General features: G+C 28.2%; 19 protein-coding genes and 1 riboswitch. Of the genes, 2 read left to right on the top strand and 17 right to left on the bottom strand.

The window, feature by feature from the left end; all coding sequences use genetic code 11:
- Positions 1-45: 45 nt before the first annotated feature.
- The 17 genes from ACYUE0_RS10585 to ACYUE0_RS10505 all read right to left on the bottom strand — a co-directional run bounded on the left by ACYUE0_RS10585 (position 46) and on the right by ACYUE0_RS10505 (position 20,215).
- Positions 46-1,146, bottom strand: a complete 1,101-nt coding sequence (locus ACYUE0_RS10585; RefSeq protein WP_199869132.1) for a BMP family lipoprotein — start codon at positions 1,144-1,146, stop codon at positions 46-48.
- A 622-nt stretch (positions 1,147-1,768) separates the two neighbouring features.
- Positions 1,769-2,935 (bottom strand): glycine/sarcosine/betaine reductase complex component C subunit alpha, encoded by a 1,167-nt coding sequence (gene grdD / locus ACYUE0_RS10580; RefSeq protein WP_061995916.1) that lies wholly within the window; start codon positions 2,933-2,935, stop codon positions 1,769-1,771.
- Between the two features lie 59 nt (positions 2,936-2,994).
- A complete protein-coding gene (gene grdC, locus ACYUE0_RS10575) occupies positions 2,995-4,533 on the bottom strand; it encodes a glycine/sarcosine/betaine reductase complex component C subunit beta (protein ID WP_199869131.1) in 1,539 nt (512 codons plus the stop codon).
- Between the two features lie 265 nt (positions 4,534-4,798).
- Positions 4,799-6,103 (bottom strand): glycine reductase complex selenoprotein B, encoded by a 1,305-nt coding sequence (gene grdB, locus ACYUE0_RS10570; protein ID WP_199869130.1) that lies wholly within the window; start codon positions 6,101-6,103, stop codon positions 4,799-4,801.
- A gap of 132 nt (positions 6,104-6,235) precedes the next feature.
- Complete coding sequence (grdA, locus tag ACYUE0_RS10565; protein ID WP_199869126.1) at positions 6,236-6,703, bottom strand: glycine/sarcosine/betaine reductase complex selenoprotein A; 468 nt, start codon at positions 6,701-6,703, stop codon at positions 6,236-6,238.
- Positions 6,704-6,772: 69 nt separating this feature from the next.
- The gene (locus tag ACYUE0_RS10560) at positions 6,773-8,059 is read right to left on the bottom strand and encodes a glycine/sarcosine/betaine reductase component B subunit (protein ID WP_460270497.1); all 1,287 of its coding nucleotides are present in this window, start codon (positions 8,057-8,059) and stop codon (positions 6,773-6,775) included.
- 107 nt (positions 8,060-8,166) lie between these two features.
- On the bottom strand, positions 8,167-8,508 hold the full coding sequence (locus tag ACYUE0_RS10555) for a thioredoxin family protein (RefSeq protein ID WP_199869122.1): 342 nt from the start codon (positions 8,506-8,508) through the stop codon (positions 8,167-8,169).
- Between the two features lie 81 nt (positions 8,509-8,589).
- Entirely contained in the window at positions 8,590-9,516 is a 927-nt protein-coding gene (trxB, locus tag ACYUE0_RS10550) for a thioredoxin-disulfide reductase (protein WP_199869120.1), read from the bottom strand.
- 12 nt (positions 9,517-9,528) lie between these two features.
- Positions 9,529-9,906 carry a GrdX family protein gene (locus ACYUE0_RS10545; RefSeq protein WP_157450897.1) on the bottom strand — a complete coding sequence of 126 codons (378 nt, stop codon included), beginning with the start codon at positions 9,904-9,906 and terminating at the stop codon, positions 9,529-9,531.
- 115 nt (positions 9,907-10,021) lie between these two features.
- A riboswitch (glycine riboswitch) is annotated at positions 10,022-10,146 on the bottom strand.
- Positions 10,147-10,748: 602 nt separating this feature from the next.
- Positions 10,749-11,600: a DegV family protein gene (locus ACYUE0_RS10540; protein ID WP_460270508.1), complete on the bottom strand. Its 852-nt coding sequence runs from the start codon at positions 11,598-11,600 to the stop codon at positions 10,749-10,751.
- A 13-nt stretch (positions 11,601-11,613) separates the two neighbouring features.
- Positions 11,614-12,081, bottom strand: a complete 468-nt coding sequence (locus ACYUE0_RS10535; RefSeq protein ID WP_061995924.1) for a tRNA (cytidine(34)-2'-O)-methyltransferase — start codon at positions 12,079-12,081, stop codon at positions 11,614-11,616.
- A gap of 598 nt (positions 12,082-12,679) precedes the next feature.
- Entirely contained in the window at positions 12,680-13,507 is an 828-nt protein-coding gene (locus tag ACYUE0_RS10530; RefSeq protein WP_460270496.1) for a Cof-type HAD-IIB family hydrolase, read from the bottom strand.
- Positions 13,508-13,611: 104 nt separating this feature from the next.
- Positions 13,612-15,927 (bottom strand): transglutaminase-like domain-containing protein, encoded by a 2,316-nt coding sequence (locus tag ACYUE0_RS10525; protein WP_460270495.1) that lies wholly within the window; start codon positions 15,925-15,927, stop codon positions 13,612-13,614.
- 35 nt (positions 15,928-15,962) lie between these two features.
- Positions 15,963-17,147 (bottom strand): DUF58 domain-containing protein, encoded by a 1,185-nt coding sequence (locus ACYUE0_RS10520; RefSeq protein ID WP_460270494.1) that lies wholly within the window; start codon positions 17,145-17,147, stop codon positions 15,963-15,965.
- Entirely contained in the window at positions 17,140-18,087 is a 948-nt protein-coding gene (locus ACYUE0_RS10515) for an AAA family ATPase (RefSeq protein WP_460270492.1), read from the bottom strand. The genes ACYUE0_RS10520 and ACYUE0_RS10515 overlap by 8 nt, the downstream gene beginning before the upstream one ends.
- Positions 18,088-18,202: 115 nt before the next feature.
- Complete coding sequence (locus tag ACYUE0_RS10510; protein ID WP_460270491.1) at positions 18,203-18,709, bottom strand: hypothetical protein; 507 nt, start codon at positions 18,707-18,709, stop codon at positions 18,203-18,205.
- 135 nt (positions 18,710-18,844) lie between these two features.
- Positions 18,845-20,215 (bottom strand): VanW family protein, encoded by a 1,371-nt coding sequence (locus tag ACYUE0_RS10505; RefSeq protein ID WP_460270490.1) that lies wholly within the window; start codon positions 20,213-20,215, stop codon positions 18,845-18,847.
- Between the two features lie 214 nt (positions 20,216-20,429).
- Between ACYUE0_RS10505 and ACYUE0_RS10500 the strand changes: the two genes are divergently transcribed.
- Together ACYUE0_RS10500 and ACYUE0_RS10495 are read left to right on the top strand one after the other, a co-directional pair.
- Entirely contained in the window at positions 20,430-21,473 is a 1,044-nt protein-coding gene (locus ACYUE0_RS10500; RefSeq protein WP_460270489.1) for a M42 family metallopeptidase, read from the top strand.
- A gap of 295 nt (positions 21,474-21,768) precedes the next feature.
- Positions 21,769-23,715: a YgiQ family radical SAM protein gene (locus tag ACYUE0_RS10495; protein WP_460270488.1), complete on the top strand. Its 1,947-nt coding sequence runs from the start codon at positions 21,769-21,771 to the stop codon at positions 23,713-23,715.
- The last annotated feature ends 13 nt before the right edge of the window (positions 23,716-23,728 follow it).

Raw genomic sequence — 23,728 nt, 5'->3', positions numbered from 1 at the left:
AAGCTAGATGTAACTAGACACCTAGCTTTCATTGTGTATTATAAGCTACTCAGCTTTAAATTCCTTAGCGCCTTTTCTGTCTGCTGGCACTACAACTTCACCCTTAGATATTTTTTCTTTATATTGTTGTGCTAATTCTACAACATCTTGTGGTGTATTTTTGCTTGTTGTTTCAGCAATATCTATTCCGCCTTCTTTAATTCCTAAAACTTTATGTCCACCTTCAAATTTTCCATCTTTAGCATCCTTACTAGCTTCATAAGTTGCTAATTCAACTTTTTTTATCATTGAAGATAGGATTACATCAGCATACTCTGGAAGAGTTATTGTTTGGTCCATATCAACACCTATACCCCAAACTTCTTTGCCTTTGTCTTTTAATTCTTTAGCTGCTTTAAACATGCCTGTTCCTGTTGCTCCTGAAGCATGGTATATAACATCACAGCCTGAATCATATAATGATTTTGCAAGCTCATATCCTTTATTTGTATCAGTAAATGAATCTGCATATTTTACGTTTGGTCCTGGGTTTTCTCCATCTGGACTTTCTAATCCTACAACAGCATTTGGATTAACAGCTTTAACACCAGCTACGAAACCACTTTCAAATTTATTTATTGTTGGGAAATCTTTTCCACCGATAAATCCAATTTTATTTGTTTTTGTCATTTTTCCTGCAATAACTCCCATTAAGAAAGAGCCCTCTTCCTCTTTGAATGTTATTGATTGTACGTTATCTACACCTTCAACATTCTCATCTATGATAGCAAAATGACTATCTGGATTTGCTTTTGCTATGTTTTCCATAGCTTTTGATAATTGGAAACCTACTGCGAAAGTTAAAGCACTTCCCTCATCTACTAATGCTTGTAGGTTTGGCTCATAATCTTCTTTCTTTGAAGATTCTATTGGTTTATAATCTAAACCAAATTCTTCTTGAGCTTTTTTTACCCCAGTATCAGCTGATTGGTTGAAAGACTTGTCATTTAAACCACCCTCGTCTGTAGCAAGTCCAATCATAATTTTTGATTCTGTTCCAGCATTATCTTTTTCCTCTCCGTTACCAGCAGATGATCCACATCCAACTAGAACTGAAGCTGTTAACATTGCTGACATTAGTATTGCTACCAATTTTTTTGCTTTCATAAAACTAACCTCCTAAGATTACACTTAATTATATAAAAAGTAAAAATTCTTTTAATTAACTTAATATTTTTACTATATATAATCTTCCCCTAATTATTATAATTAAAAACTATATATTTATTCAACTACTTTTTTAATTTTTTAAATTTACTCTACAAATATACACTATAAATGTATTTATAGCATATTTAACAGTATGTTTAATGTTTTCATTAGTCTTTTATAGTGCTTTTTATGTTTTTTTTATATATAGTATATACCCTAAATAGTATGTACTACACTGAAAGTACATATGTAATATACTATATTTTTTTCAATTATACAAGTTTTTTTTAAATTAGGTTAAAATTAATTTATTGTTCAAACTTTTTTTATACTTTTTTAATATACATTTAATTTTTCTGAATAATTTAAGTTTTTATTTAATTAAGCTTAATTTTAATACATATTTCTACAAGAATCTGTTCAAACAAATTTAATATTTTTTTCCATATAATTTCATATTTTCTAGTCTGGAATAAAATAAGCTATAAATTTCATTATTTATAGCTTATTAATATCATTTATCCATTTAATTACTGGTTTTTCATTGATATGATAACCTAATTATCTTCACAAAACATTATCCTAAATATTCGGATTTTCTTAAAATTTCCATAGCCTTTTCAGAATCTTCCTCAGCTACTAATACTATAGGACCTGTACATCCCATTCCACTTTCTGAATAAATATTTTCTTTCCATAAAGTTTTACATGCATTTTCTAACTCTAAAATATCTATTCCTGCAATTGAAAATGTAACAACCTTTTTAGGCGGCATTTTCACATTTTCTTCTGCACTTTCAGTTTTATTTGCCTTTTTAGCAGTCTTATCTATGAATTCTTGAAGTCCTGCTTCATTTGCACTTTTAAACTCGTCTCTAGCTATATCTAAAACTTTATTTTCTGCACAAGTTGCACAATATCTTAGAGCTTCTGCTATAAGTGGTGCACCTGAAGCTCTTGATACTATGTTCACAAGTTTATCATAATTTTCCCCTACACCAGGACCATAGCCAGCTCCAACAGTTTCATAATTACCACCTGTTGTAAATGAAGAGAAAACTTTAATTAATAGATTTCCTGTTAAAGAGTCACAAACCATAACATCTGGAGTTCCAGCCAATAAGTCATTTCCTCTCATTACCGCTCCACCATCAGCTCTTAATGACTTTGAAAACTCAAAGTCATATCCAGCTGTCTTAGTCTCATTTAATATTCTTTCTACTTGTCTAGCTCCATCTAAATTTAATATACCTACTTTAGGATTTTTAATTCCATTAGCTTTTGCAACTGCTATACCAGATATAGCATTTTTAACCATACCTTCAACCCTATTTGTGGAAGTAGTTCCTGTTGTAGTTGCTAATATCATTTCTTTTCCTAAGCCTGGAGTTTGAACTTTACCTATAGTAGAAACCCCTATTGGAAAATCAAAATGTTGTGTAACACAACCATCTAATTCTCCTTTTTCAAGCATTTCAGTCATTTTCTTATGACCTTCTTCTGGTGTTGCTACTTCAACCATCTCAAAGTCAGCATCAACTTTTGATCCTATTAAAACTATATCAAAATTACCATATTTAGCTTTACATAGCTCAGCTGCTCTAACCATTTCTTCAACGCCGTGCTCTGAGCCTAATATAGTTAAACCGATTCTTACTCTTTTTTTAAATTGTCCACTCTTGATTCCATTTGCTATATCATTAAATACTTCAGCTATCATTACTTTAGTTGAGTTTTGGCTCATATTTACACCCCTTTTCTAAGATGTAGTCCCTCAAATTGAGGAACTACATCTATATTTTATTATTCCATATCTTTTGCTAAAAATGCTGCAAAATCTTTCATTGCGTCTGCAACCATTGATTTAACTTCATCTTTGCTTATTCCTGAATTTTCTTCAACTATTCCAGTGTTTTTCTCTACTAATATAGAAACACCATCAAATAGGTTCGTCATTCTTCCTAAGAATAAGCTTCCTTTACCAATTATCATGAAATTATCTAAAATACCATTTTTAATATGATCTATTCCATGACCTACTATTGGTACCCCTGATGGAATATGTCCTTGAGTTGGTGCAAATCCTGGATATCCATGTTCCTTAACGAAATTTGGTAACTCTTTTCTCTCTAATTGTCCTTTTTTAACAGCTAATGCTCCTATCATTTTATAGTTTTGTGTTGGAACATCTCCAGCACCAGCTGGTTCTGTTATATCTGGAGTTTGCATTTCTGGCGCAAACTTATTAACTTCTGTTATTTTTATTCCATTTGATATTAATGGATCTAAAACTAAAGCTTCTAATACTGCTTGTGGTGAAGCTCCATGTCCTATTGTGTGTCTTCCTATTACATCAGTTCTTAAGATTGGGCTTACTCCATCATTTTGAGAAACTAAAACAGCAAATCCACCTAAGCAATCTTCAAGAACTGGCATATTTTTCTTAATATGGTCTCTACCATTCATTCCAAGTTTAGCTGTAGCTCCTCCAGCTATAACTAAAACATTTTTATATATTCCACTTTTAACAAGTGATGCTGCTGTAATTAATGAATGAGACGGTCCAGCACAGAAGCCTCTCATATCTGCTCCTGTTGCTCCTGTTAAACCAACAACTTCTCCTATTGATTTAGCAATATTTCCTCCACCTCTTTGGTTCATATCGCCAATAGCCTCTTCTGAACATTCTATAATATATTCTATTTCATTTATTGGTATATCTAAATTATTTACAAGATGCATTCCAGCTAAAACACCAGAAGCTTTAACTGCTAAATTTTCTAACATATAATGTGCTGATAAGTTTGGATCCATTTCATGTGCTCTTCTTACACATCCTACTAATTTACCTTTTTCATATAAACCCTCTGCACCTACATTGTTAACTAATCCTTCTATTTTCTCAATGCCTTCACCAACAACTTTTTCTGCTTTATCAGCTATTAATGGGTGTTTAGCTAATTTTTCTTTTACACTATTTGCAAAATTTTCTTCTAATATTACTAAGTCGAAAACATCGCATATTTTCATCAATCCACAGAATTCATCTTGTGGCATAATTTCCCCGAATTTACCGAATCTATCAGCATTTTCTACGTTTTTTCCAAACCAAGGTCTTGGCATTTCACTTAACTGTTCTGGAGTTAAATTTCCGATATAAGTTTGGTTTGGTGCATATGCAACAACCTCATCAAAAGGTCTTAAGTGATCTTTTAATACCTTTAAATATTCTGAGTTTGGATTTGTTTGTCTTTCTGATGTTTGTGTTGTTCCATTATGTATTACCATATCTGGAGCGTTCACTAAAATATATGATGCTTTTTTTAATACTGGAAAATTCATGATTCTAAAACCTCCCTTTATAAAGATGTGAATTAAATTCACAATAAATTTATCTAACTATTTAGTAAGACATATTTAATTAAATAACTTCTCAAACCTGTTTATTATTATTTTCTATCATATATGTCTAACTCAATTTTTATAAGATTACCTTTCTATAGATAATCCAAAATAAACAAGTAACGTTTCTTGTTTATTTTGCATTACCTATGATTGAATTTATAAGTAATTAGGGAACAATTGTCCCCTAATTGCTCTTTTTTAATTATTCAAATACTTTTTGACCATCTACTGGAGTTTGTAGTGCTATTAGAGCTTTTTCCACTAGATGTTTTCTTAAGTTATATTCATCCTCTTTACTTAATGCTGGGTTTCCAAGTGGATGAGGTATAGCTATTGTTGGAACAATTCTGTTCGCTCCAACTGTTACAGATACTGGGGTTATAGTACACATGTGCACTACTGGTAATCCAGCTCTTTCTATTTCTTTAACTAACGTTGCTCCGCAACGTGTACAAGTTCCTCATGTAGAAGTTAATATAACTGCATCTACACCATCAGCTATTAATTCTTTAGCTGTATATTCACCATATTTTTTAGTAGAAGCAACAGCTGTACCATTTCCCACTGTTGAATAATAATATCTGTGCAGTGAACCTATTTTTCCTTCTTTCTCCATCTCTCTTAATACATCAACTGGTATTACTCTATCTGGATCATCATTAGCATATACAGGATCATGTCCACCATGTGCTGTTTCATGAGTTTCACTTGTTAAGTCCATAATTCCTTCAATGTCATATTTACCTATTTTAGATGCACTTGAAGATTCTATATGGTCTGGGTTTCCTTTTGGAACTATACCACCAGAAGTAACTATAGCAATTTTAGCTTTAGTTATATCAACTATTGGAGGATTTGGCTCAACTCTATCAAAGTTTGGCATTGGGAATTCTGTTACAAATTCCTCCTCTTTTAATTTTTTAACCAACATCTCAACTGCTCTTTTAGAACCTCTTTCTGTTGCAAAGTAGTTCTTTCTAACGCCTCTTTCGATATATCCTTCTTCATCTGGTGATCCTATTTCTTCACCTTTAATTAATTTAAGTGCCAATTTAGCCATTTTAGGAAGTGCCGCTCTCATGCCTACAGCACTATTTCTAGTAGATACTATGTGTACATATTTTTTGTACATATCAGCACCAGGGTTTTCAACATACATTGCAGTTAAAACTGGTATGTTTAATTCTTCCTTAACTGCTGTTGACACGTCTCCACAAGCAACTCCATATCTACCTGCATTAAACGCTGGACCAGCTATAAACATATCTGGTTCATACTTTTTAACCATTTCTAATATTTCTTTTTTAGCTTCTTCTGTATTTTCTGCAAAATAAGAATCTCCGCATACTACAGTGGCAACTATTTCTGCGCCCTCTTTTTTTAATATGCCGTTAAGACCCATTCCTGGTCCAACAAATCCTTCACGAACTTCTGGTTTATAGTCAGCTTTATCTTCTCCACCTATTCCAGCGTAGAATTGATTTATATAATGAACTATTTTTATCATGGTTATCCCCCCTTCATTGGGAATCCCCCCAAGCACCGTACTCCTTGGGGTGATTATCAATTTCTATTTCTTTTATCTTCTTATTTATAAATTATCTATCTTCTTATTAATTAACTATCTATATTCTTATAATTAAAGAAATTTACTAAACTCTTCTCTTATTGATTTTACTTCTCCTATGATTTCATCTACTTCTAAAACCATTTCCATCATTCCGCATTGCTCATCGTATATGCCTGCATCACATTCTTCTTTAACTTCTGGTTCAACAATATGGAATACTGCTAATCCTAAGTCTATTCCTGCTAAAGGACCTGCATAAGTTGGGTCTCCAGCTGTAACTGTCTCTGCAGATAGTCCTGACGCTTCTGCTTCTGCTCCACCGATTATTATTACTACATTTTCTGCACCAAATTTTTCTGTCAAATCTTTAACTCTTTGTTGGATCTCCAGATCCATTGCACCTGCAGCTGTTCAGACAAAGCATTCTGTTGATGCAAAAACTACTTCTGCACCTGCTGATTTTACGCAAGCTTCTAGCGCTGGTCCTGGTATTCCGTCTCTATCTCCTATACATATAGCCTTTTTTCCTTTTAACATAATTTCATCTTCCTTTCGTAATTACTCTTAACTTGTTATAATCTCTCTCTTTAAACTCATATTTTAAAATTAGAATCCTTTAGCTGATAAATAGTTGAATCCTACTTCACTTGTTGCTCCAGTTATAACTTGGATTTCAGCTTCTATTGATCCATCTTCTCTTAAACTTCCAACGTGTCCTCCAGCAATTATATCTGCTGCTTCAACATGTCCTATAAGTCTTTTCATTGGTGGAAGTACTATTACTTCATTAGCATTTCCTCCAGTTACTACAGCATCGCCTTTTGGAGTTGAGTCAGCTAATGATTGAGAACAGCCGTCTTGTCCTGCATACTCATCAGTTAAAAGTACAGTTTTTACTCCTTTAGCTGATATTTTGTTACAGTTCATAACTAAGTCTGCATCTGGGTTACCAAATCCTTCTTCAGAAACTATAGCAGCATCCGCTCCTGCAAATTCTACTAACTTAGCAACCATATTTGAGGATCTTTCTTTGTCAGCAAGATACACATTTTCGTTAGTTATTATGCAACCAATAAAGTTAAAATCTTTTCCATGTCTTTCATATAAATCTTCTATTATTGGATGATTCATGTGTACATATGATGGATTTTTATCACAAGCAGATACACAGTTTCCACTAACTATCGCACCATCAAATACTTCTGTTGGATAAATAAATGTCGGTATTATTTTTTTAGCATCTACTCCATATACATAAGTATCATGTAGTAACCCTTGTGTTTGAAGCATATATACATAGACTACCTTTGGCAAATCTGGATATTGCTTAACTTGTTCTAATAATGGCAATGTTTCGAATGTTTTGACTTCATCTGGTTCAACATTCTTTCCAGCTTCTCCAAGGTACGTAGCTGTTTTGAATCCTATCATTCTTACAGCTTCCTCATGTTCATGTTGTTTTACTCCTGCTTTTGGTTCGCAAATAACAACCAAGTTATTAGTTTTAGAGAACGGTGTATATTTAGCTCCCTCTCCACACATATCTACGATACCTTCTTGGAATCCAACGATTTTACCAGTTGTAACAACTGCTGCACCTTTTAAAACATGTGTTTTTCCTGAACCAACTGTATCAACTTTATTGATGAATCCTGGGAATATTCCACCAGTTCCCTCAACTTTTACTCTTGGTTCAATTACGTCTTTTACAGGAATAATTCTAACCTCTTCACCTGGTCTTGCGATATCGAAGTCAATACTTTCTATTCTTTCATCTCCACCCACTTCTTTTAGCAGCTCTTCTTTATTAACATAAAGAGTTCCTTTTTCAACTTTTGTTTCTGGTCCAAATTGAAGATCTTTTATAATGATATTTCCAATCTCTAGACGCAAAACATTCACCTCCTAGAATATATAAAGTTAATATAACTTTTCATTTTTTATTTTATATTAAGGTAAGCAGCTAAGCTGCCTACCAAATATAACTAACTTTTTTCAGATTATAATGTTTCATAGTAAGCTTTTATGAAGCTATCTACATCTGCTATGTTAGATATTTTATCTGGAGTTATTGTTTCTACACATTCTCCAGTTTTGTATATTTTCATTGTTGGAAGTCCTAAAACTTTTTGTGCTATAGCAAGTCTTCTTGCTCCTGTTATATTTAAGCTGGTAAATTTAATTTTATCACCATACTTTTCTTCTAATTCATGAACTGATGGCATTAATTGTTTACATACTTCACATTTGTCACCCCAGAAGTCAACGAATACTGGTTTTTCACTTTCTCCTAAAACTTCTGTTTCAAATAATTCTTTGTTATCCTTATTGATTTCTAACATTTTTAGTTCCTCCTACTTTCAATTAAATTATTTAAATTTTTAAAATATATTTAATATTATATAAAAAATTTATTTTCTGAATTATTTATTTGCAATATAGTGTTCTGCTTGAGTTGCTGCTATAGCACCATCTGCTGCTGCTGTTATAACTTGTCTTAATGATTTTTTCCTAACATCTCCAGCTGCATAAACGCCTTCTATGTTAGTTTTCATATCTTCATCTGTTAAGATTTCGCCTCTATCACTTAACGCTAAATTGGTTCCTTCAAATACTTTTGTATTTGAATCATATCCTACAAATACAAAGCATCCTTGAACATTCAAATCACTTATATCATTTGTTTTAACGTTTCTAATTTTTAATCCACCAAGTATTCCATCATCATCTACTGCTTCTGCAACAACAGAATCCCAAAGAACTTCTATTTTATCATTTGCAAATACTCTTTGTTGAACTGACTTATTTCCTCTAAATTCATCTCTTCTATGAATTACTGTAACCTTTTCAGCAAATTTTGTTAAGTATATAGCTTCATCTAATGCTGAGTCTCCACCACCTACTACTGCAACATCTAATTCTTCAAAGAAATCAGCATCACATGTAGCACAATAGGAAACCCCTCTTCCCCTTAACTCCACTTCGTTTTTAAATCCTGCAAGTCTTGGATTAGCACCTGTAGCTATTATTATTGTTCTTGCTTCATATTCGCCTAATTTTCCTACTAATTTTTTAATTTCTCCGTCTAACTCTACCTTAACAATTTCATCTTTAACAATTTCTGTTCCAAAGTTTTCAGCTTGTTGTCTCATTCTTTCTATTTGCGGAGCTGTTTCATCTTTTATTGATCCTGGGTAGTTTTCTATTTCAGAAGTTGTAGCTGCTTGGCCACCAAATTTAGCTCTTTCTAAAAGCATAGCGCTCATCTTAGCTCTTCCTGCATATAATGATGCTGCTAATCCTGCTGGACCACCTCCGATAATAATCGTATCATAAATCTTTTTTTCCATGAATTACCCTCCTTATTCAATTGCGTGATGTATCAAATCGCAATCTATAACCTGAAAATCTTGTAATATTCTTTCACTCCAATCTGGAGTTTTGAAATCTCTTAAAAATTTTTCTGTTGTGTGTATTGCTCCTTCAATTATATCTAGTGATTGCATATCCAAACACCCTTTTTCTATTGACAAGCAAACAGTTCTATATGGAGTTTCATTAGGTTTTACACTACTCATCAACGGATGAGTTAAAAGCTCATGCCCTAGATGTATTTCATCCCTGACTTTTTTTAATACATCCATAGCCGCTTTTCTTTCTAAATATATTATTTTAAATTTACTTTCAAATTTTTCTTTAGATAATGGATTGTTTGTAACTATATATAATGGCTTTATCACCTAATTACCTCCTAACTATAAAAGGACATATGCAAAATTAAATATAATCTTGCCTATGCCCTGTCCTTTTAACCTGAGAGTTTTACTCCTTCGGTGCCCATGCTTTCCAGAGTTATGTCCATTTTCGATCCCTTTGCCTGAAAGTTTCGAATTAAATTTGGCTAAAATTTATTCTTTCTTCTTCGGCTACTTTATAATAAATTATTTGAAATATATAAAGTCATCTCTCGAAAATATCATCCATAATTTATTGAATTTTTAGATTTGTTTGAAATTTAACTTACAAGTTAAGTATATACTATCACAACATAAATTTCTATAATTTTTAGAATGTTTTGTATTTGAAATACCTATAAACAATTTAGAATTTTTAAATAATTTACAGTTTTATCTATTTTTTTCACTATTTTTTTAACATTATTCTTTATATTTATCTAAAATTCCTTATAGTTCTTGTTATTTTTATAACATAACTCTTATATATATTTATTTACTACTATTATATTATTAACTTAATTACATTGTTCTATAAATTTACTAATATTCAAATTATATATACTAATATAAGTATATGAAATTTTTTTTATTATTATTTTGCAACACTATAATTTTGAAATTTTCAAGCTTAACTCTATTTTTATAGGTAGTTTATCAACTCATACATAAAAACTTTAACTTCAAATTAAAACAGCAACAATTTAAAGAAAATTTCAATGCATAATTGACACTTGATGAAAAAACATTATGATATCTACTTATTTTCTTTAAATTTGCTTATAAATCTAAAAAAAATAGAGATTACTAAATCTCTATTATTTATATACTCTTTATTATTTTATATATTACTTTTCTATAAAAAATATTGCAAATACATTATTTCCTGAATGTACACCGACAGAACATCCTGGTGGACATTCATATACTTTAGCATTTTTGTTATTTAAAAATTCTTTTGAACTATCATATATAGAAGCATTCTCCTCTTTAAAGTCTGACTCTATAACAATAACAGGGTATTCTTCATCTAAATCATACTTTTCAAGGTATTCAAGTATCGATCTTTGAACTTTCTTATTTCCTCTTATCTTTTCCATAACAGTCATTTCACCGTTTTTTATAGTCAATAAAAGTTTTATACCTAAAAAGCTCCCTATTGCTCCTGCTGTTTTTGACAATCTTCCACCTTTGATTAAATTAGTTAATGATTGAAAGCATGTTATACTTTTAACCTTGTCTACAGTATTTAAAGTTTCATCATAAATTTCTTTAGCCGTTAAACCTTTATCTCTTAAAATAGCTGCCTTTAATACTAATACTCCAAGAGCTGCACAAACAGCTTGTGAGTCTATGATAAATACATCTTCTGTTTCTAATAAATCCTTAGCAACTAATGCTGATTGATACGTTCCACTCATTTTAGAAGACATGTGTATAGCTACTATTTTATATCCTTCTTTTAAATACCCTTCATATATTTCTACAAATCTATGTGGATTTATTTGGCCTGTTTTAGGAAATTCATTACTTTCTTCCATTTTTTCTAATAATGTAGGTAATGTTATTTCTACTCCATCTAAATAGGATTGTCCATCTACATTAATTATTTGAGGTATTACCTCTACATCATATTTTTCTACTATTTCCTTTGGTATATCACAAGTAGAATCAGTTATAATTTTTATTTTTTCTTTCATCATTAACTCCCTCCTACTTCATTCCTTTAAATCCAATTTGTCTTAATCCTTCATATGCAATAACTGCCACAGTATTAGACAAATTTAAAGATCTTGTAGTTGTCTCAACCATTGGAACCCTAATTAAGTTATCTTTATTTTCATTTCTTATATAATCCGGCAATCCACTAGATTCTCTTCCAAAAACTAAAAAATCTCCTTGCTTCAATTGTACATCAGTATAAAACTTAGTAGCTTTTGTAGTGCAAAAATAAAAATTGCCATTATTATACTTTTCTCTCAAAGCCTCATATGACTCATGAATTTCTATATCTAATAATGGCCAATAATCTAATCCTGCTCTTTTTAAACTTTTTTCATCTAAACTAAATCCTAATGGTTTTATAAGATGTAATTTACAATCTGTAAGTACACAAGTTCTTCCTATGTTTCCTGTATTTTGAGGAATTTCAGGTTGAAACAATACTATATTTAAATTCATACTTTTTCCTCCCTAATTTACCTAGTATAATACTAAAATAAAATTTTAAAAATAAACTTCCATACTAGGTTCTGTTCTTTAATAATTCTAATAAAATATATAATTTCTAAAATACAGTATAATTAAAATTATACCTCTTACCTGTATGGTGAAACAAGCTAAATCTCTATTTGTTAATAAACTTTAATACTTTAATAAAACATAACTATTCTTTTATTTTAAAATATTTATACTAGTTTTTTCTACATTTAATAAAATAATAATATATTATAACATATTAAATAATATATTCTATAGTAAAGTTTACCACTTAACAAACTCTACAATACATATACTAATAATAACTTAATAACCTATCTATTTAGATAATTACTACTTTCTACCTATACATTTATAAATTATACGCTTTTTAAAAAGATTTTTATAGTATATATTTCTTCTTATATTTGAATAAAATTCTTTAACCTCTATCAGATAATATTAATTATACAGATCTATATAATTAAATAAATAAAGGCTATGAATTTCTCATTTTCATAGCCATATATTAAAACAACTTAGCATTTAAATTCATTTATCCTTTAAACTCTATAATATTTTAGTTAACATCTTCTAATATAAATTTTTCTATAACCTTTTTAACACCTTCATTATCATTAGTGTCAGTTATATAACTTGCAACATTTTTAACTAAATCTTCCCCATTCTTCATAGCAACACCTACCCCAGCATAACTTATCATAGATAAATCATTTTCGCTATCCCCAATTGCTATAACTTCGTCTTTACTTATATTAAAATGTTTTGTAAGCATTTCTACTGCTCTTCCTTTAGATACATTTTTGTTCATAACTTCAAAATTATTAGAAAAGGAACTTACGACTTCATATTTTCCCAAACTTCTTATTTCATCTTTTGCCTTTTTTAACTTTTCAAAATCATCATCTATTGCAACTGCTTTTAAAATCTCTTCTTCATAATTATCAAATATATCTTTCCATTGACTTACTTTTTTTATATTTATTTTGAATTCATCTGGAACAACCTGATTTGACTTAGCATAAAATCTAGAAGTATATTTTGTATCCCCTGCGAAAATACCATTTGCTGTATAAAAATGCGGTACTAAATTATATTTTTTAAATATATTTAAAATTTCCATGCAATTATTAATTCCAAGAACACATTTATATATAACATTGTCTCCTTCTCTTATATATGCTCCATTAGATGCTATTATTGGTGCTTTTATACCTAACAAATGACCATAATATCTTGCTGATGTAAAGATTCTACCTGTAGTTATAGCAATTTTTGCTCCCTTATTATGAGCTTTTTTTATAGCATCTAGTGTACCTTCGCTTACCATTTTATCATTATCCAAAAGCGTACCATCCATATCTGTACAAAGTAATTTATACTTCATATAATCATCTCCCTTACTAAATACACTATAAAAACTTTCTATTATATAAACACCACCTTAATACTAAAACTTAAGGTGGCATCTATTTTACAAATAATATTTTACTAGATTTTTGAAAAATATCTTTTTAACCAGTATTGGCTTTTTCTTTCTTTGCTTTTTATATAATTTTCTATAAATCTAATATACTCTATTTTGTTTATTTCTTCATACTTTAATTCACCGTAAAATTCTTTATAACTTTCATTTACTAAAAAATTCATCTTTTCTCTTAGTTCATCATCCTTTAAAGATTTTAGAAATTCTAAATCTCCCATACTATCATCTTTTTTTATTCCAATTGAACTAAGTCTAAATAAATAGAAATTATATACTGGAATAATACTGTCACAGGAATACATATGTTTTTTCCATTTAATATTTTTAATAATTTTTATAAGGATATAAAATAATATTGAAATTATAGGAAATATATTTTTTACCATCTTTTCATCATATAAATTAAAAAATTCATTTGAATCAGTTTCTAACTCTTCAATAGTACTCATGTTTTTGTCTACTCTCTCAACATTTTTCTCATTGTTATTTTTACTATCTACCTCGATTTCTTTTTTTTCTTTTTCTATGCTTCTCTCCCATTCCGTTGGAGTTGAAGTAGAATCTACAATTTTCCATGTACAGTCTTTTGGATTGCTTAAAATTTCACACCATGCATGGGCTTCTCCATTAGTTACCTCATATTCACCTTTATCATTTTTACTTTTTTCATCTATTTTAAAACCTTCTACATATCTTGCTGGTATTCCAGCAATTCTACACATAATTGTAGTTGTAGTTGCAAAGTATGTGCAATATCCTTTTTTTTCTTTAAATAAAAAATAATCCACAAATTCTTCATTTTGAGGAATATTAGATACCTCCAAACTATAAGGATAATTTTTATTTAAGTAATTCTTTATAGCATAAACTTTTTCTGAATTAGAGTATTTTCCTTCTATTATTTCATTTGTTAAATCATAAACCTCTTTTGGAACTGTAAATGGAATAGATAAATAATCAACATATTTATTACTTATTATATAATTATTTTCTGAATTTTCACTGTTATCTATATAATTTAATCTACTTTTATCTAACCATTGTTTTCTCGGTAATATATTGTAATTCTCATATTCCTCATTACTATATCCTTCTACACTTTTAAAAATTTCTTTTTCAAAAGGATTAGTATAAAATATAACATTATATGGATTATTTATTTTTTTAGAACTTAAAAATACAGGAATTTCGTTGCAATATATTTTATCTAACGCCCCTCTTATTTTTCTAGTTTTTTCTACCATAAAAAAACTTGTAGTTTTTAAGTTTTTATTAGGGGTTATACGGATACTCCTTAGACTTAAATTATTAAGTGAATCCTGCTTTTTAAATTTGATAGGATTATACTGTTGATCTTTTTTTATTTCAATAAAACTATCTGCCTCATACTTACTTGTCCACTTTTTCCCATCATATATTTCCTTTATACTTCCTTTTAAATAATAGGGCTCATCAGCTTTTACATCAAACACATGAGTTTTGTTAATTGTAAGAGGACCTCCTAAGTTTTTATCTCTTTCATCATAACCTGAACTTGTCAAACCATATTCATTAATTAAAGACATTTCTATTGGTAAATTTCCACTAAAAGTATTTTTAAAAATTTTACTGTAGTTATTCCCACTTATACCTTTATAATTTTTAGGTATTATCTCTACCAGGGTTACAACACAGATACATATCATACAACCATAAGCTAAATATAATATTTTACTATCTCTTATCTTTACTTTTTCCCTTATAGAATCTTCTTTTGTATTCAAATAATTTGTAATAAATACAGATACAAGAGTTATAAATAAATACACTTTAACTACATTTAATGTTTCTTTTTGATATAAAAACCAAAACAATATAATAAATATAAAGTTTAGAAACAATATAATTTTTTTCTTCCTTTTAGTTAACCTTATTAGTAATACTACTATTGTGGGTAACATTATTACTATTATATATTTATAGTCTTTAAAATTTGTTTCCGTATTCTTCATTATTTTAGGCCATATTTTAATTGCAGCTGATATTATATTTTTATCTATAAATTGAGTAACTAACTGAAAATTTTTTAAACAAAAAACTGTTCCTAAAAAAAATACTGCTAAAATTGGTAAAATTTTATATAATTTCTTTATATAAAATTCAAAATAAAAAATATATAGTATTATTGAGAAAATAATTATCAATAATACAAATTTATAATCAAAATCTTTTATTCTATATCCAGTTCTAATAAGCTCAATAGGAACAATTAAGTTTATTACAACTAAAAATATATCATATATATATTTTTTATGTTTTTTCTCTCTATTAGATTTTTCCACATGATACACCTACTTTTACGCCATAAATAAATTATTTAATTTATTATTATATGTTTTAAATTAAAACATTTTATATTAAAATTTTCTAATTCTTTTATAAATTTATTTTCATATAAATTTTTATTACAATGCAGCAATGTTATAGAATACCCTAAGTTTGTCATATTAATTAATACATTTTTCAATTCTTCACTTATGCACATTGTTACTACTATATTTGAAGATTTATTCATTTCATTTTTTATATTCTTTTCTACAAATCTACCAAATTCACCTTCACCATTACTATAATTTCTTAGGAAATACTCTAATAGCCCTTGAAAATCATCATAGTTATATATATTTAAAGATTTATTTTGAAAATTTTTAATATTGATTTTGCTTTTGATCTCTTTTTTTAAAAAATCATTTATTAATGAAGATGTTATATCTATCATCAATTCCTCATCTTCTTCATTATACGTATGGCAATCCCTAATTTTTTCCATATTAACTATAATATTTACCTTTTTCCCTGCCATTTTTTCATAATTTTTTACATATAACCTGTTTTGTTTAGCACTAAGCTTCCAATGTATATTCTTTACATTGTCTCCTACTCGATACTCTCTTACATCTCTAACTATATCTCTCTCTTTAACATTAATTATCCTTTTACTTAAACTTTCTAATCTATTATTAAGCTCTACAGTAAAATTTGAAATATTATAAATTTTAGGATATATGATAACATTTTCTACATGTTTTTTTTCTTTTTTTATCATTATTATGTTAAACCAATCATTTACTTTAATTATAGTAGTTCCAAAATCATATATTCCTCTCTTTTGAAAAAGCATTTCTTTTTTTAACCAATATCTCTCTCCAGATTTTAAATATATTAAATCACCATTATAATTTTTTATAATCTTTGAAAACATGGAGTTGTTAATCTTTATATATGGTATAGATAAAAAATTATTATTTTCTACAACTAAATTAGCTATAAATCTATCTCCAACACATAATAACCCCTTTTTATTCCATTCCCTATTTTTCTCATCATCTATTTTGAATAAAACATCAATATTTTTTATTGAAATTGGTATATATATTAATGCTAATATTCCAATCACTATTATAGTATAAAAAATTCCATAGGGTAGATTTCCACCAAACACCTTAGCAAATATAAATGATATTATTAAAAAAATTAGATACTTCTTTTTAAATTTAATCATTACTTATCACCTTTGGAACTTGAATTGATTTTAATATATCATCAATAACTTTTTCCTCAGTAATTTTATTAGCTCTGCTACTAGATGTAAGTGATATTCTATGACATAAAACAAGTTTAGCATTTTCCTTTATATCTTCTGGTATAACGAAATTTCTTCCCTTCATAAGTGCAGTTGCTTGTGCAATCCTTTGTAATGCTAATGATGCTCTTACACTAGCCCCTAAAATCAAATTTTTATTATATCTAGTTGCTGATACTATTTTAACAATATACTCACTAAGTTCTTTTTTTATTTTTATATTTTTAACTTCTTCTTGAAGCCTAAGTATTTCTTCTTTTGAAACTACCTTTTCTATATTTTCTAAAGGATTACTTGTCCTATATGTTTGCAATATATTAATTTCATCATCTTCCATAGGATAGCCTATTTTAACCTTCATCATAAACCTATCTAACTGTGCCTCTGGAAGTGGAAACGTTCCTTCATATTCTATGGGATTTTCTGTAGCCATAACTATAAATGGTTCATCCAATTTATACGTTATATTACCTTCTGATACTTGTTTTTCTTCCATAGCCTCTAATAAAGCTGACTGTGTTTTTGCTGTAGTTCTATTAATCTCATCTCCTAGTATTATATTTGAAAAAACTAATCCTTTTTTAAACTCAAAATCATTTATCTTATTATTATATATAGATACTCCTATTATATCTGATGGTAATAAATCAGGAGTAAATTGAATTCTACTATAAGACATTCCTAAGGATTTAGTTAACGCTTTAATTAATGTTGTTTTTCCTACCCCTGGGATATCCTCTATTAAAATATGTCCATCTGCTAATACTCCTTTAATTATATCTAAAACTTCATTATCTTTACCTATAATAACCTTATTTACATTAGTTAATATTTTATCTATAATATCCACTCTATCCATGCAAGCACCTCTTTTTTAATTTTCTAATTATTTTTATTTTAACATATTTATTCCAAAAAAATAAGAAATAAGATGTTTTCTTATTTCTTATAAATATATATAATAGGAAACGGTCCTACTTAGACGCTATCGCATTTTTAGATTTTAACTCTTCCTTTTCCTGTTCTATAGCTTTTTCTAAAGTTCCTTTTATTAGTTCTGGGAAACTTGAACTAAATATTAAATGACTTTCTCTCCCATCTTCAAAAACTTTAATAACTATTTGTTTTTTCTTTGTTAACATATTAGATTGAATTTTCTTTGTACTTTTAATTTTATGATATTTTATGTCAGATATTAAGTCCTCTTTTTCATCATAAATTTTTATATCTCTTATATTTAAAATATTTATTGAACTTTTCTTTTCTTCAAAACCTTTAAAATCCAACGTAAAATTATTAAAGTATAATGTCATCGTAGTTTCAACATTCTTATCAATTTCTTGAAAACCATCTATATAATCTAAATCTCTTGTTTTAAATTGTATCCCCTTTTTCTTATCTAATTCAATAGATACTTTACAAACTATAAGTACACCAACTAATGCTATTAGTATTGCTGTAACTATTGCTAATATAATCATAAAAACTTATCCCCTTTTTTATTGAATTATTTATTTAATTTTGAATATTTTAAATAACACGATAAATTATAACATATAGATAAGTTTTTAGAAATTGTTTTTTAATAAAAAATTAACTTTTAGTTCATAAAAATTTTATCTGCCTTCAATAACTATATTTTCAACTTGCTTATATATATCTTTAGATATAAGTTTTTTCTCTATAAATTTTCCATCTACATATATTTTTTTATAACTATTAACTTTGTAACCTGGCTTACCTGTTTTTTGTATATATCTCTCACCTTTAGCCATATTAGAATTATATTTAATAAAATTTTTAGGCTTAATTATATCTTCTATATTAGTTTCAATCTCAAAATATTTTTTTGCCAGACTATTATTGGAATATATTTTAAATGCAACATAATTTTCATTTGCTTCACCATAAATATATATAGGATAATCTGTTGTATTTTTAAATTTTAGGTCCGAAGCTCCATAACTTACCATTGCATCCAGCCCTAATGGAACATATTTAACTCGCAAACTATGATTCCTTCTTTCTAAAACCTCTAAATCAGATTTTAATACAGCATTATATAATGTTGTAGACACCTGACATACTCCCCCACCTATATCTTCTATATATCTATTACCTGATATAACATTAGCCCTTTCATATCCTTTACCTGCTGTTCTAGGTCCAACTACATCATTAAAACTAAATGTCTCATTCGGCATAAGTACTTTACCATTTATAGCTTCAGTAGCTAATTTAATATTTTTCTTTCTGCTATATCCTGAATTCATAAACTCAGTTGAAAATTCAGTTATACTTCTATTTATAGTTTTTAACTTTTCTTTAGTTTTTTTAGGATACCAGGTAATTAAATTTCCAACTATATATGATTTTTCTTCTATTTTTTTTGATTCTATTTCTTTTAAAATATCTTTTTTTAATATATCACTTTCTAATTTAATGCCTGTAGCATCTTCAGTTATTTCTATATTGCCATTAGAATCTATTTTTATTTCACTTTCTATTGGTTTTATATTAACATCACTTTCTATTGAATAAATAATACCATCTACTGCCTTTTCATTATACTTCAAATCAATATTAATATAATTTTTATCACCTTTAATTAAAGTTGAAAATTTTTTTAAAACATTTAAATTCTTGCTATAATTCACTGCTTCCTTTACAGCTTTTTCTATATCATATTCAATTCCTAATTCCTTAAAACTTATTTTAAACTCTTCTTGGCCAACTTGAATAATTATATTTTTATCTAATATCTTATCCTCAAAATTTATATGTATTTTCTTTATTGCATCTTCTTCATTTAATTTTCCAATATATATATCTTCCACATATACATTGGGGTATACAACCTTTTCAAATGTTTTTACATATATGTTGATTGTAACTATTGTAATAATAATTATACTTATACCAATTAATAAATATTTTTTCCCGAACATACTCCACATTAACCTTTCTCCCTTTTTAACAATATTCATCACAGCACCACTTTTACTGTTACTAATATATTTATATTAATAATTTATTTATATAATACTTTTTATTATTTTAGATTAAAGACAAATTTTCTCAATATTTTTAAAATACTAGATTTTCAAATTATTTTATGTTAATATTGAAATTAATAGAAAATATGTTTACAATTTCTTAACAATATTTTTTATATTTATATTAATTTTAAGAGGTGATATTATGCATAACATAGATGTAATTAAAGAATATTTACAAAATATATTAACAATTCCTAGTCCAACTGGTTATTCAAAAAAAATCATGCCTTATATTGCTACTGAATTAGATAAACTAGGTATTAAATATAATGTTACAAATAAAGGAGCATTAGTTGCTACTATAACAGGTAAAGATGACAACTATCAAAAAACATTATCTGCTCACGTTGATACATTAGGTGCAATGGTTTGCGGTATAAAAGGAACTGGTACACTTTCTTTAACTCAACTTGGCGGATTTATGATGAATTCTATCGAAGGGGAAAACTGTACAATAGAAACTGTTTATGGTAAAACTTTTGAGGGAACAATTCAAACCATAAAACCATCTGTACATATAAGTGGTGGAGATGCTAAAGAACTTAAAAGAGTTGCTGAAAACTACGAAGTTGTTATAGATGAAAAAGTTTCTTCTAAAAAAGATGTTGAAAAACTAGGCATTAATGTTGGAGATTTTATTTGTTTTGATACAAGAACTAAATTTACTGAAAGTGGGTTTATAAAATCAAGACATTTAGATGACAAAGCTAGCGTTGGAATTTTACTATATACTTTAAGATATATTGTTAAAAATAAAATAGAACTTCCTCATACTATAAATGTGTTTATAAGTAATTATGAAGAACTTGGACATGGTGCTTGCGCTGGAATACCAACTAATACAAAAGAATTTGTAGCTGTTGATATGGGTTGCCCTGGTCTTGATCAAAACTCTACGGAGTTTGCATGTTGTATAGCTGCAAAAGATTCCTCTGGTCCATATGACTTAGACTTAAGAGTAAGATTAACTGACCTTTGTAAGAATAATAATATAGACTACAGAATAGACACATATCCATCTTACGGATCTGATGCCTCTGCTGCATTAAGAGCTGGATATGATATAAAAACTGCTTTAATTGGGGCTGGAATATTTGCATCTCATGGATATGAAAGAACTCATATGGATTCAGTATTAGCTACTATAGATCTAATACTTAAATATGTTCAAGAAGAAGTTAAATAGAATAACAATTCATATATTTTAATAAAAAGGTGTTTTAAAATTACATGTAATTTTAAAACACCTTTTTATTAAAATACTAAACAGTAAAATTATTTTATTTATATTTTCTTTATGTTATGTTAATATTGATAATGCATTTAAAATAATTACATATACGATATTTTGTAATATTTTCTAAAGTACCGAACTAAAAATTAGAATTTATATAAATACATATGAAATAGCTTCTTTTCTTAAATATTTTAACAAACTAAATTGTTTGTACTTTTGAATTCTAATTAGATTGGAGGATTTTATGACTTTAAACAATGAATTTTTACCTATAAGTAAAGATGACATGAAAAAACGTAATATAGATCAACTAGATTTTATAATAATTACTGGGGATGCATATATAGATCACCCTTCCTTTGGTACAGCTATAATCGGAAGACTTTTAGAATCAGAAGGTTATACTGTAGGAGTTATAGCTCAACCTAACTGGAATTCCGTAGATGATTTTAAAAAATTAGGTGAACCCCGACTTGGATTTTTGATAAATTCTGGGAATATTGACTCTATGGTTAATCACTATACCGCTGCAAAGAAAAAAAGAAATGATGATTTTTACTCTCCCGGTGGGAAGTCTGGTCATAGACCTAATAGAGCTGTAATTGTTTATTCCAACAGGGTTAGAGAAGCCTATAAACATGTTCCTGTAATAATTGGTGGTATAGAAGCAAGTCTTAGAAGATTTTCTCATTATGATTATTGGGATGACAAGGTTAGAAAAAGTATTTTACTAGATTCCAAAGCGGATTTATTAATATATGGAATGGGTGAAAATCCAATAATAGAAGTTGCCAAATTTTTAAGTTATGGAAGCTCAATTGAAAGATTAACTCATGTTCGAGGAACTTGTTATGTTGCTAAAAGCATTGATAATCTTAATGATTATATAATGTTACCTTCTTTTGAAGATGTTTCAACAAACAAAAAATCTTATGCCAAAAGCTATAGACTTTATTCTAAAGAACAAGATTATATATGGGGAAAGACCATAGTTGAACCTTGCCAAGATAAATATGTAGTTCAAAACCCACCACAAAAACCATTAAGTGAAGATGAAATGGATAAGGTTTATAATCTTCCTTACACAAGAACATATCATCCTATATACGAACCTATGGGAGGTATTCCAGCTTTAAATGAAGTTAAATTTTCTATAACAAGCCATAGAGGCTGTTTTGGAAGTTGTTCTTTTTGTGCGCTAACATATCATCAAGGAAGAGTAATACAAAACAGAAGTCAAGAATCTATAATTAAAGAAGCTAAAACACTAACTGACGATAGAGATTTTAAAGGGTATATACATGATGTTGGTGGTCCTACAGCTAACTTTAGACATAGAGCTTGTAAAAAACAAATTAAACATGGCGTTTGCAAAGATAGGCAATGTATGTTCCCTACACCTTGTAAAAATTTAATTGTAGATCATACTGAATATCTTAGCTTATTGAAAAAAGTAAGAAATCTACCTAAAGTTAAAAAAGTATTTATACGTTCTGGAATACGTTACGATTATTTAATTGAAGATAAAAATACAAAATTTTTCCATGAACTTTGTGAACATCATATAAGTGGTCAATTAAAAGTTGCTCCTGAGCATATAAGTGATAAAGTATTATCTCAAATGGGAAAACCTAAACAAGAAGTTTATGATAAATTTAGAAAAAAATATACTGATATAAATACTAAATTAGGCAAAAAACAATTTGTTGTTCCTTATTTAATGTCTAGCCATCCAGGTAGTACACTAAATGAAGCTATAGAACTTGCACAATACATCAAAACTATGGGACACATGCCAGAACAAGTACAGGACTTTTATCCTACTCCAGGTAGTCTTTCAACTACAATATATTACACTGGCATAAATCCTATAACAGAGGAAAATGTATATGTTCCAAAGGCTCAAAAAGAGAAAAATATGCAAAGAGCACTATTGCAATTTGAAAATCCTGATAATCATAGCATTGTTAAATCTGCACTTATTAAAGCTAACAGGGAAGATTTAATTGGATTTACTCAGGATTGTATCATAGGTCCTAGACCTATCAAACGTAAGGGATATCAAGGTAAAAATAAAAATGTAGTAAAAGTTGAAAAGAGTTCTAAAACTGATAAAAACTCTAAAACTGAAAAAAGTAATAGTAAGAGATCTCATTCAAAAAAAACAACTAAAAGAGTGTATAAAAAATAAAAACTGGTTCTTA

The sequence above is a fragment of the Clostridium sp. CTA-19 genome (genome assembly GCF_054767855.1).
Note: the sequence above shows the minus strand (reverse complement) of the source record. Positions and strands in the feature narration are given on the sequence as shown.

Coding starts and splice junctions, on each gene's coding strand:
- ACYUE0_RS10585 (WP_199869132.1), bottom strand. CDS start 1,146: ATGAAAGCAAAAAAATTGGTAGCAATACTAATGTCAGCAATGTTAACA.
- grdD (WP_061995916.1), bottom strand. CDS start 2,935: ATGAGCCAAAACTCAACTAAAGTAATGATAGCTGAAGTATTTAATGAT.
- grdC (WP_199869131.1), bottom strand. CDS start 4,533: ATGAATTTTCCAGTATTAAAAAAAGCATCATATATTTTAGTGAACGCT.
- ACYUE0_RS10555 (WP_199869122.1), bottom strand. CDS start 8,508: ATGTTAGAAATCAATAAGGATAACAAAGAATTATTTGAAACAGAAGTT.
- trxB (WP_199869120.1), bottom strand. CDS start 9,516: ATGGAAAAAAAGATTTATGATACGATTATTATCGGAGGTGGTCCAGCA.
- ACYUE0_RS10540 (WP_460270508.1), bottom strand. CDS start 11,600: ATGAAAGAAAAAATAAAAATTATAACTGATTCTACTTGTGATATACCA.
- ACYUE0_RS10535 (WP_061995924.1), bottom strand. CDS start 12,081: ATGAATTTAAATATAGTATTGTTTCAACCTGAAATTCCTCAAAATACA.
- ACYUE0_RS10530 (WP_460270496.1), bottom strand. CDS start 13,507: ATGAAGTATAAATTACTTTGTACAGATATGGATGGTACGCTTTTGGAT.
- ACYUE0_RS10520 (WP_460270494.1), bottom strand. CDS start 17,147: ATGATTAAATTTAAAAAGAAGTATCTAATTTTTTTAATAATATCATTT.
- ACYUE0_RS10515 (WP_460270492.1), bottom strand. CDS start 18,087: ATGGATAGAGTGGATATTATAGATAAAATATTAACTAATGTAAATAAG.
- ACYUE0_RS10510 (WP_460270491.1), bottom strand. CDS start 18,709: ATGATTATATTAGCAATAGTTACAGCAATACTAATAGCATTAGTTGGT.
- ACYUE0_RS10505 (WP_460270490.1), bottom strand. CDS start 20,215: ATGAATATTGTTAAAAAGGGAGAAAGGTTAATGTGGAGTATGTTCGGG.
- ACYUE0_RS10500 (WP_460270489.1), top strand. CDS start 20,430: ATGCATAACATAGATGTAATTAAAGAATATTTACAAAATATATTAACA.
- ACYUE0_RS10495 (WP_460270488.1), top strand. CDS start 21,769: ATGACTTTAAACAATGAATTTTTACCTATAAGTAAAGATGACATGAAA.